Source organism: Actibacterium sp. D185-2 (genome assembly GCF_054954595.1).
Genome location: NZ_JBPWNX010000034.1, coordinates 1 through 9,381, shown reverse-complemented (window position 1 = coordinate 9,381; position 9,381 = coordinate 1). Strand labels below are relative to the sequence as shown.

The window sequence follows — 9,381 nt, the reverse complement described above, 5'->3', positions numbered from 1 at the left end:
AATTGATCGGCGTGAAGGAGTGGGTGACGATCATGTCGACCGGCAGGTTCAGCATGTCGAACATCGTGCAGGAGGTGCCTTCGGAATATTCCCCGATGGTGAAACTCTTGCCGTAGCGATGCCCCACGACGCCTTCCGAGAGCTCGAAATGATCGCCATGAAACGTCACGCGGGTATTGGCGACGTTGACGGACAAAAAGCCGTAGGTGTTCGCTGGGTAGAGCGGCAGCTCTGTTCCGGTGTTGAGCGCGCCCAAAAATCCCACCAACTCTCCCGATCCGGCTGACAGCAGGCGCGGCTTGAGCTCGGTGAGCCCCGAGAGGAAGACGTTCACGGCCTCACCGAGGCGCTGCAGGCGTTTGCGGGTCTCCTCCTTCAGTCGGTCCGGCGCGCTGCGGCTCAGGAACGGCAGGAGACTTTTCGGAGGCGGGCGGTGAATGACGGTGAGCGTCAGTGTTTTGTCGCGGAGCCCGCTGGTCTCGAGTTTCGCGCGCCAGCGCCGGTCCACCTCGCCCGCGAAGCTGTCCTCACGGATGGGGTCGAGATCAGGTTTGATGGCCTTGGAGACCTTGTGGACGTAATAGCTGAATTCCGGGCCGAGCTGCGCGACGATGCGGGCAAAAAGCGCCGTCACCTTGTCGAGATAGGCATCGTCCGTCGTGTAGCTGTTGATCCCCTCGAGCCGGATGCAGCGGAAGAGTTCGTTCACCCGGGTCCGCACGGTCTGGTCGTCGACGAGGCTCACATAGGGCAGCATATGCGCGAGGCGGGTCTCGCGCGCATACCAGTCTGGCGTCATTGTGCGGGCATCGAGCGCAGCATCGCGGGCGTCATCACGGGGCATAGCTGTCCCCGCCATGGATTGACCTGTTGCGCGTGGGCGGTGTCTCCTGCAGCGCCGTCATCATCACGTCGATGAAACGCGGGTCCCAGTCTGCGGCCTTCCAAAGCACCGGATAGAGCAGAGCCGCGACAGCCAGCACCGCAATATGCTGGACCCAGACGAAGAGAAGCACCGAGCCGAAGAGCCAGACCATCGCATACATGATGGGCAGGCCCAGGAGCTTCGGCGGACGCACGAGGCCGAGGAAGAGAGGCGCGTGCTCAGCCACCGGCAAAGACCGCGGCAACGATGGTGGGGGCGGCGGCGACACCAGCGATGCCCACGAGAACCCAGAGCGCCTGGCGCAGGTCGATGATGTTGAAGAACCAGCTCAAGAAAACGCCGAGGACCGCGAGCGTCGCGATCACAACACCGAGCGGACCTGTCAGCGCATCGACGATACCCTGCAACAGGCTCTGGATCGGAGAGAGATCGATGCTTTGAGCAAGGGCCGGTTCGGCAATGAGCAGGAATAGCGCCAGCGAGGCGACAAAGAGGTTTGAAATCTGTTTCATGAATTTGATCCTTCCAATCGGGCTACGACAGCCATGACGCGGGCCACGTGGTTCTGGGTTTCTCGGTAGGGGGGAACGCCGCCATACTGGCGGACCGCATCGGGCCCCGCGTTGTAGGCCGCCAGCGCCAGATGCGGATCGCCGAAGGTTTCCAGCATCATCGCGAGGTAGCGGGCGGACCCGTCGAGGTTCTGCAGCGGATCACGCGGGTCGACGCCCAGATCACGCGCAGTTGCTGGCATCAATTGACCAAGGCCAATGGCACCCGCACTTGAAATCGCATCCTGCCGGTAGGCGCTCTCAACCTCGATATTGGCGCGGTAGAGGCTCAGCCAATCCCTCACGGAGAGCTCTGCGCGCCGCAGGCCCGGATGGCCGGCATAGCGCAGGGCCGTTGCCTCGATGCCTAAGAGAACGTCTGCGCGGGGCAGGGGTGCTGGCTGGGCGAGTGCCGCAAACCTCAGTGCGTCAGGTTCGGAAGCTGCTTCAGTCTCGCCAAGAATGGCCAAACCATCGGACGCCGATCCCTGACCAATGCCGTCATTGTAGTTCCGGGCAAAACCGCTCTGAGAGCGGGAGGGGGTCAGAGAGCCGTCGCTCTCCATGACCAGAACCATTTGCGCTGAGGCTGGTGCAGCAACCAGCCAGAGACAGACAAGGTTAGTTGCCAGCGCCCTTGTCTGATGGGGCTTTGTCTGGCGGGGCGAGTTTATGCGTGCGGCTTGTCCCCGCCTCAAGCGGCAGGTCGACATGCGCAAAGCCAAGGCCAATGAAGAATGACACCACGCCGGAGATCGTCTTGAACTCGCGGATCTTGATATCGTTGTAGGTCGTCCGCGTGCGGGCGGTGACGAGGAGCTTTTCCACGCCATCATCAGAGACAACGCGCATGATCCAGACCCCGTAATAGCTGGGGCCTTTCTTGTGTGCCGACTCCTGGCACAGGATTTCTGCGCTATAGCCGCTTTCCACGAGTTCGCGGAACCTGGCTTCCGTAACCACATTTGGTGCTTCGATGTCCCAGTTCATGGCCCGGCTCACGCTTTCTCCAATGGCGCGACCCCAGGCATTCCCACTTGAAGCCTAGAGTTACGATAGTATATTATCAACCGCAAGATGTAATATCGTGCTTTAGCTGTAGTTTGGTCACGCAAACACTAGTCACGGCCAGTGTCTGCGATCAAGGAGATAACAGGTTTGAGAAACCCAAGGTTGACATGCCTGCTCTCATTACAAGCTATGGCCCTCCTGATCTGCCTCCCCGGGCCGGGTTTCGCGGAATCCTGCTTCGCCCCGGCTCGTCCTTTCCTGCCAAGCGATTCGCAGGCAGCGCGAGACTATGCGGACATCATCCGTGGCGATTTCGAAGACTACATCCAGGATATCCAGAGCTACTTCCGTTGCCTCGACAGCGAACGCGCCCGCGCTTTCGAAGAAGCGCGCGAAGTCAGCGAGGATTATGGCCGATTTCTGCAATTGGTAGGGGATTGATGGGCGACCTCGGGAGCATCAGACTTGCAGCCCATGGAAACCAGACGCCGATAACACCCTCATATATCTACTTTTTAGATAACAGATTTCATCCGCTAGCGACGTCACAAAAGGTATGTGACGCGTGGCAAAGACAATCAGAAGCACGGGACAGTTGGCACTCTGCCAGGCGTTGGTCGACGCCCGAATCAAGGCAGGCCTTGGACAGGCTGAATTGGCGACTAAGCTCAGATGCCACCAATCCCTCATTGCCCGCCTTGAAAGCGGCCAGCGCCGAGTCGACGTCGTCGAACTGGTCGTCCTCGCCCGCGCCATCGGCTTTGACCCCTACGAGGTTCTCGCGATCGTTGAAGCTGCCACGGAGCCCGACCATAGAATTTGAGAAAAATGCAAATTTGGGGCGTACCGCTTTGGATGTCCCTTCGTGAAATCCGCTACCTCAAGGAAGAGCAGTTAGCCAACATCCACCAATTGCGTCATGCTGTGCAGGCGAAGCCTGGGAACACGATGCCGCGATTGCAGCGCCAAAGTGCAGGAAGTCAGTAAACAGTGGACGATGATAATGGTGAAGGCGTTGCGATTGCCAATCTGATCGGGACCGACGGGCGCAGCGTTGTTGGTTGGGTTTATAGCTGGACTACAGGCGCGCACGCGGTGATGTGGGACGTCCATGGACCCCAGCCGGTATCGAAAATCCGGCCTGATATAAGTGACGAACAGAAGCAAGAAATCGACTTCGAGGCGCTCATGCGGATCGGAAGAGACGAGGGCGGGTGAGGAGGGCTACCCTGCGGCGTTTGCCGAAATGCCAAACCGCACTGCGACGACTAACGCGCGAGGTGGCATTGCACATGTCCGCGAAACCAATCTTACAGTCCGAGCCATTTTGCGTAAGTTCAGTAGTTCACCTGTTCAAAGCCGTAGTTGCCCTCGTAGTCACGCCAGTCGACGAAAACGGATCGATGATAGATACCGGGGCAATTCTGGCCCCATCGTTCGAGACCGGCATGGGCGGCTGGTAGGGCGGTTATGGAGGACCTCTGCCAGGCGAAGTCACCTTGCGTTCCATATGTGCCGAGGACCACGGTGGCACTACGGTTGCAGTCGCCGTCGCGTCCGGATTCGTGCTGTCGCGCATACCAGACATCAAAGACGCGGATGGACCGCACGAAGTTGAACTCAGGTCCGCTGATATCGATGTCCGCGCGATCTTGAATGAGCCGGAGGGTCCGGTCGGTGGGAACAAGGTAATCTGGGGCGTCTGGAGTGCGCCAAGCGGCCTCTATTGGCTCATAAAGGCCGGCTAAGTCATGCGCAGCGAATGATTGGCGCGGTCTTGCGCTATTGGTTTGGAAGAATGCTTCAAAGATGCGGTCTGTATTGTTTGATGGTGGAGAGGTCTCATAGGACGCGCCCATGGGACAGCGCCAGATTTGTAGCGGCGGTTCCACCGGCCAAGGCGTAATTCGCCGGATGAATTCGGCGCGGGCTCGGGCGCAAGGGACGGAAGCAGGCCAGCCGCCAGACAGGCACAAGAGGATTGCGCAATCGATCGGGTATGTCTGCGCGCGGGCGGGTAACGGCAGCAAAGAATTTGTCACAGTCAAAGCGACTGCGACCGACGGGAGGAGCTTCTTAAATGGATGACGCATGCTGAGGACCCTCTGTGACTAGGCTCAGCATATCTACGATAATATACTATCGCAACAATTAGTGCATACACGCGTAACGTTTATTATGTAATATACTAGCAGTATCAATCAGCTTTCCTTCGCTAATCAGCAATCCAAGCTTGACCTTCCAGTTGCTGGAAGCCCCATCTTAGGAATTGGCATCATTTTGGAGGGCTAGAGCATGATACAGGTAACAGAACCGCACCCGCGAGAGCGGTCATCCGATCAGGCCAAGGATCCAGTTTGCGGCATGTCCGTCACTATGTCTCCGCAGGCCCGTCAGGCGGATTATGACGGTGAAACCTTCTACTTCTGCTCCGATAAGTGCCAGACCAGGTTCGAGGCCGATCCGATCTACTATGCCTCAGGTACGGCATCGGATCACAGCATGACCCCGAAAGCCGGAACTCAGTACACCTGCCCAATGCACCCCGAGATAGTTCGTGACGAGCCCGGCGCCTGTCCGATCTGCGGCATGGCGCTTGAACCGATGGTGCCGTCGGATGAACCCAGCGAAGAACTGACCGACTTTACCCGCCGGATGTGGATCAGTGCCGCCGCAGCCGTTCCTCTGGTTATCCTGACTATGGGAGAGCTGGTCGGTTTGCCGGTCCGGGACTTGATCGGACATCGGCTGGCGACGTACATCGAGTTCCTGCTGGCGACGCCTATCGTGTTGTGGGCAGCGAAGCCGTTTTTCGTGCGGGGATGGGCGTCGATCGTGAACCGCTCGCCCAACATGTGGACGCTGATCGCGCTTGGTGTCGGCGCGGCCTACATCTATTCGCTGGTCGCCACATTCCTTCCGGGCGTGTTTCCGGAGGCTTACCGGATGGGCGCGGGAGTCGGCACCTATTTTGAAGCCGCCGTCGTTATCATCACTCTGATTTTCGTCGGACAGGTTTTGGAATTGCGGGCGCGGGAACGGACCGGCGATGCCATCCGGGCACTGCTCGATCTGGCCCCGAAAACGGCGCGGCGCATCCTGCCCGACGGCACGGAATATGACGCGCCGCTGGAAAACATTGTGGAGGGCGACCGGTTGCGGGTGCGCCCCGGCGACGCGGTCCCCGTCGATGCCAGGGTCGTCGACGGCACGTCATCCATCGACGAGAGCATGATCACTGGCGAGCCGTTGCCGGTCGAAAAAGGTCCGGGCGATACGGTCACCGGCGGCACAATCAATAAGAACGGCTCCCTTGTCATAGAAGCCGCTCGTGTAGGTGCCGACACGATGCTGAGCCAGATCGTCGAGATGGTCGCGAACGCGCGGCGATCCCGCGCACCGATCCAGGGGCTTGCGGACAAGGTTTCTTCCTATTTCGTGCCGACCGTTGTCGTGGTCGCCATCCTTTCCTTCGCCGCTTGGCTCGGCTTCGGGCCCGAACCTGCGCTCGTCTTTGCCATCGCCTCGGCGGTGTCAGTGCTGATCATCGCCTGCCCCTGTGCATTGGGCCTTGCGACGCCGATCTCGATCACGACGGCTGCAGGGCGCGGTGCACAGGCGGGTGTCCTGATCAAGGATGCCGAAGCGCTGGAACGCATGGCCAAGGTCGATACGCTGATCGTCGATAAGACCGGCACCCTGACCGAAGGCAAGCCGAAGCTGACCGATGTGAACGCTCTGGGCGACGAGACCGAAGAAACCATTCTGAGCCTCGCAGCTGCCTTGGAAAAAGGCTCTGAGCACCCGCTGGCAGAGGCCATCGTCGAAGGCGCGAAAGAGAGAGGTATCAAAGTCGGCAATGCCGAGAACTTCGAAGCCGTGACCGGCAAGGGTGTGAGCGGAACCGTCTCGGGCCACGCCGTCGCGCTTGGTAACACCGCGATGATGCGCGACATGTCCCTCGACACCTCCGCAGCAGAGGAGGCGGCAGACGTTCTGCGCAGCGAAGGCAAGACGGCCATGTTCGTGGCCATAGAAGGAAAACTGTCCGGCATCGTCGCCGTCGCCGACCCGATCAAGGAAACGACGGCCGAGGTCATCAAGGAACTGCACGAGGCGGGCCTGCGGATAATCATGGCTACGGGGGATAACGAACGCACTGCAAGGGCCGTGGCGCAGCTCCTCGGCATCGACGAGGTCCGGGCTGGAGTTCTGCCGGAAGACAAGAAGGCGCTGGTGGACGAGCTGCACGCGAATGGCAAAAAGGTCGCCATGGCCGGCGATGGTGTCAACGATGCACCGGCTCTGGCCGCAGCGGACGTCGGCCTGGCCATGGGCACGGGTGCGGACGTGGCGGTTGAAAGCGCGGGCATCACTCTCTTGAGCGGCGATCTGAACGGTATCGTCAAGGCACGGACGCTGGCCGTGGCGACGATCGGTAACATACGCCAGAACCTGTTCTGGGCCTTTGCCTACAACACGCTCGGTGTGCCCTTAGCTGCGGGCGTGCTCTACCCGGTATTCGGGCTGTTGATGTCGCCCATGTTCGCCGCCGCCGCAATGAGCCTCTCGTCGGTCTCGGTCATCGCGAACGCGCTCAGACTACGGCGATTGAGGCTTTAGACGATCCGCGTATTGAACGTGAAGCTGGACGATACTTCTATTTCAGCAAAACGTGTATTGCTGCATGAGGTTGCTGACCTTTGCCACTGGAAGCGTTCACTGAGAAAGCCGGAAAGACGAGCGCAAGGGCGCATGTGCAGGTTATCAGGAAATTCATAATGCTCGGCTACCTCCGTAGCGCTTGATTTAATTGCCTCAAAGCGTTGGGGCCGGGCATGTACGCCTCGGCCCCAAGGTCAGTCTTCACTGCATCTGCGTGACAGTAAGCTTGCCCTTGACCCGGTCGGCAACAAACTCGATGTCCTGACCTTCTGCCATCTTGGCCATTATCGCTTCGTCCGCGCGGAATACCATCGTCATCGCGGGCATATCGAGGTTGACCAGAGGGCCGTGGATGATTGTGACCTTGCCGGCCTTGGCGTCGATCTTCTTTATGGTCCCGCTCGTGTATTCCACGTCAGCCTGAGCCATCTGGTCCCCCACCGAGACCGCACGGTGCATGCCGGATTCGTAGTGACCCGGGATCAGGCACGCGGCTTCGAACGTACCAGCATTCGCGAACGTCCAGACGACCTCGCCCGTGGCACCCGGATCAAGACGGATACGGTTCGGGTCGTCGTGTTCCATGTCCATCTTGGCCATTTCGCTCTTGTGCTCGGCGTTATTTTCCAGCGTGTCGAGAACAAACTCGTGTTCCAGCTCACCCTTGTTCGTGATGTTGAAGCGTATGGTTTCACCCTGCTTGATGGTCATCTCCTCACTCTCGATCAGCATTTCGCCTTCGTCGTTTTCAAGCAGGGTTACATCAATCGTCCGGTCGACTTTTGCCGTATGGCCGGGCATACCGATGGCCATTTTGGCATGACCAACGTCAGCGAAAGCCCCCGTTGAAGCGAAAAGGACGAGAGAGGTGCTCAGAAGAAGTTTTTTCATTTGGTTTTCCTGTAGGTTTGGTTTGGTTGGAGTCGACGAAGGGCCGTTCAGCCCTTCGAGTTTGGTTTTGGTGTGAGAATGGTCTTGGGACTGTTGTTCGAGGCGAACTCGGGCAATTCGCCAGTCCATTCGTAGGCCATCTCGCCCGGAGGATTTTCGTACCAGCCGGGATCGGAGTAATCGTCCGCGTCGATGCCGTCCCGCACCTTTACGACCGAAAACATGCCGCCCATCTCGATGGGGCCGTAGGGCCCCCAACCCGTCATCATCGGGATCGTGTTGTCAGGCAGCGGCATTTCCATTTTCGCCATGTCCCCCATGCCGGACATGCCCATGGGCATGTATTCCGGCTGGAACTGACGGATCTTCTGGGTCAGCGGCTTCTTGTTGACCCCGATGAACGTCGGCACATCGTGACCCATGGCATTCATCGTGTGGTGCGACTTGTGGCAGTGAATCGCCCAGTCACCCAGATGGTCTGCGACGAACTCATAGGCGCGCATCCCGCCCACGGGGATGTCGATGCTGACCTCCGGCCATTGCGCTTCTGACGGCACCCAGCCACCATCCGTGCAGGTGACCTTGAAGTCATAGCCGTGCATGTGGATCGGGTGGTTTGTCATCGTGAGGTTGCCGACGCGTACTCGCACCTTGTCGCCCTTGTTCACGACCAGCGGATCGATGTCGGGGAAGATCCGACTGTTCCACGTCCACAGGTTGAAGTCCGTCATCGTCATGATGCGCGGCACATATGTGCCGGGATCGATGTCAAAGGCATTCAGCATGATCAGAAAATCGCGATCCACCGGCATGAACGTGGGATCCTTGGGGTGGACCACGAACATGCCCATCATCCCCATCGCCATCTGCGCCATTTCGTCGCCATGGGGGTGATACATGAAGGTTCCTGATTTCACCAAGTCGAACTCGTAGATGAACGTTTTGCCTGGCGGGATGCTGGGATGACTCAACCCGGAGACCCCATCCATGCCCGAAGGCAGGATGAGCCCGTGCCAGTGCACTGTCGTGCCTTCCGGCAGCTTGTTGGTGACGTAAATGCGGACCCGGTCGCCTTCGACTGCTTCGATCGTTGGGCCGGTGGACTGGCCGTTGTAACCCCACAAATGCGCGATCATGCCGTCGGCAAGTTCGCGCTCTACCGGTTCGGCGACGAGGTGAAATTCCTTGACCCCGTTGTTCATCCGGTGCGGCAGGGTCCACCCGTTCAGCGTGACCACAGGTGTGTAGTCCGGCCCCGGGGACTATCCTGAATTTTGTGCCCTGACGTGGTAACTGCTCGAAGAGGAGACCCACGTATGAGCATCGATAAAGACATCTTGGACCGATTGATGGAAGGCCGCGCGCCTGGTGATTTGT

At 59.1% G+C, this 9,381-nt stretch carries 12 protein-coding genes; 4 read left to right on the top strand and 8 right to left on the bottom strand.

The features are described from left to right. The 5 genes from ACSR1C_RS20020 to ACSR1C_RS20000 all read right to left on the bottom strand — a co-directional run. Nucleotides 1–844: VirB4 family type IV secretion/conjugal transfer ATPase (locus tag ACSR1C_RS20020; RefSeq protein WP_460260787.1), on the bottom strand; the 844-nt coding region annotated here is incomplete at its 3' end. After that, a complete protein-coding gene (locus ACSR1C_RS20015; protein ID WP_034452013.1) occupies nucleotides 834–1,112 on the bottom strand; it encodes a VirB3 family type IV secretion system protein in 279 nt (92 codons plus the stop codon). The genes ACSR1C_RS20020 and ACSR1C_RS20015, both read right to left, overlap by 11 nt. After that, a complete protein-coding gene (locus ACSR1C_RS20010; protein WP_009503803.1) occupies nucleotides 1,105–1,398 on the bottom strand; it encodes a TrbC/VirB2 family protein in 294 nt (97 codons plus the stop codon). The genes ACSR1C_RS20015 and ACSR1C_RS20010 overlap by 8 nt, the downstream gene beginning before the upstream one ends. Continuing rightward, complete coding sequence (locus ACSR1C_RS20005) at nucleotides 1,395–2,015, bottom strand: lytic transglycosylase domain-containing protein (protein ID WP_460260788.1); 621 nt, start codon at nucleotides 2,013–2,015, stop codon at nucleotides 1,395–1,397. The genes ACSR1C_RS20010 and ACSR1C_RS20005 overlap by 4 nt, the downstream gene beginning before the upstream one ends. Before the next feature lie 43 nt (nucleotides 2,016–2,058). Further along, nucleotides 2,059–2,427, bottom strand: a complete 369-nt coding sequence (locus ACSR1C_RS20000) for a hypothetical protein (protein WP_009503805.1) — start codon at nucleotides 2,425–2,427, stop codon at nucleotides 2,059–2,061. A gap of 210 nt (nucleotides 2,428–2,637) precedes the next feature. Here ACSR1C_RS20000 and ACSR1C_RS19995 point away from each other — a divergent pair, with 210 nt between their 5' ends. The 3 genes from ACSR1C_RS19995 to ACSR1C_RS19985 all read left to right on the top strand — a co-directional run bounded on the left by ACSR1C_RS19995 (nucleotide 2,638) and on the right by ACSR1C_RS19985 (nucleotide 3,666). Continuing rightward, complete coding sequence (locus ACSR1C_RS19995) at nucleotides 2,638–2,889, top strand: hypothetical protein (RefSeq protein WP_009503806.1); 252 nt, start codon at nucleotides 2,638–2,640, stop codon at nucleotides 2,887–2,889. Between the two features lie 124 nt (nucleotides 2,890–3,013). Then, nucleotides 3,014–3,271, top strand: a complete 258-nt coding sequence (locus ACSR1C_RS19990) for a helix-turn-helix domain-containing protein (RefSeq protein ID WP_009503807.1) — start codon at nucleotides 3,014–3,016, stop codon at nucleotides 3,269–3,271. 167 nt (nucleotides 3,272–3,438) lie between these two features. Further along, a complete protein-coding gene (locus ACSR1C_RS19985) occupies nucleotides 3,439–3,666 on the top strand; it encodes a hypothetical protein (protein WP_009503808.1) in 228 nt (75 codons plus the stop codon). 119 nt (nucleotides 3,667–3,785) lie between these two features. On the opposite strand, the gene ACSR1C_RS19980 is transcribed toward ACSR1C_RS19985, so the two are convergent. Continuing rightward, the gene (locus tag ACSR1C_RS19980) at nucleotides 3,786–4,541 is read right to left on the bottom strand and encodes a hypothetical protein (protein ID WP_321172466.1); all 756 of its coding nucleotides are present in this window, start codon (nucleotides 4,539–4,541) and stop codon (nucleotides 3,786–3,788) included. 202 nt (nucleotides 4,542–4,743) lie between these two features. Between ACSR1C_RS19980 and ACSR1C_RS19975 the strand changes: the two genes are divergently transcribed. Continuing rightward, entirely contained in the window at nucleotides 4,744–7,071 is a 2,328-nt protein-coding gene (locus tag ACSR1C_RS19975; RefSeq protein WP_034452018.1) for a heavy metal translocating P-type ATPase, read from the top strand. 243 nt (nucleotides 7,072–7,314) lie between these two features. On the opposite strand, the gene ACSR1C_RS19970 is transcribed toward ACSR1C_RS19975, so the two are convergent. Continuing rightward, the gene (locus ACSR1C_RS19970) at nucleotides 7,315–8,004 is read right to left on the bottom strand and encodes a copper-binding protein (RefSeq protein ID WP_009503812.1); all 690 of its coding nucleotides are present in this window, start codon (nucleotides 8,002–8,004) and stop codon (nucleotides 7,315–7,317) included. Nucleotides 8,005–8,051: 47 nt separating this feature from the next. Beyond that, nucleotides 8,052–9,242 carry a multicopper oxidase family protein gene (locus ACSR1C_RS19965; RefSeq protein WP_460260789.1) on the bottom strand — a complete coding sequence of 397 codons (1,191 nt, stop codon included), beginning with the start codon at nucleotides 9,240–9,242 and terminating at the stop codon, nucleotides 8,052–8,054. Nucleotides 9,243–9,381: the final 139 nt, after the last annotated feature.

Coding starts and splice junctions, on each gene's coding strand:
- ACSR1C_RS20010 (WP_009503803.1), bottom strand. CDS start 1,398: ATGAAACAGATTTCAAACCTCTTTGTCGCCTCGCTGGCGCTATTCCTG.
- ACSR1C_RS20005 (WP_460260788.1), bottom strand. CDS start 2,015: ATGGTTCTGGTCATGGAGAGCGACGGCTCTCTGACCCCCTCCCGCTCT.
- ACSR1C_RS20000 (WP_009503805.1), bottom strand. CDS start 2,427: ATGAACTGGGACATCGAAGCACCAAATGTGGTTACGGAAGCCAGGTTC.
- ACSR1C_RS19995 (WP_009503806.1), top strand. CDS start 2,638: ATGGCCCTCCTGATCTGCCTCCCCGGGCCGGGTTTCGCGGAATCCTGC.
- ACSR1C_RS19980 (WP_321172466.1), bottom strand. CDS start 4,541: ATGCGTCATCCATTTAAGAAGCTCCTCCCGTCGGTCGCAGTCGCTTTG.
- ACSR1C_RS19975 (WP_034452018.1), top strand. CDS start 4,744: ATGATACAGGTAACAGAACCGCACCCGCGAGAGCGGTCATCCGATCAG.
- ACSR1C_RS19970 (WP_009503812.1), bottom strand. CDS start 8,004: ATGAAAAAACTTCTTCTGAGCACCTCTCTCGTCCTTTTCGCTTCAACG.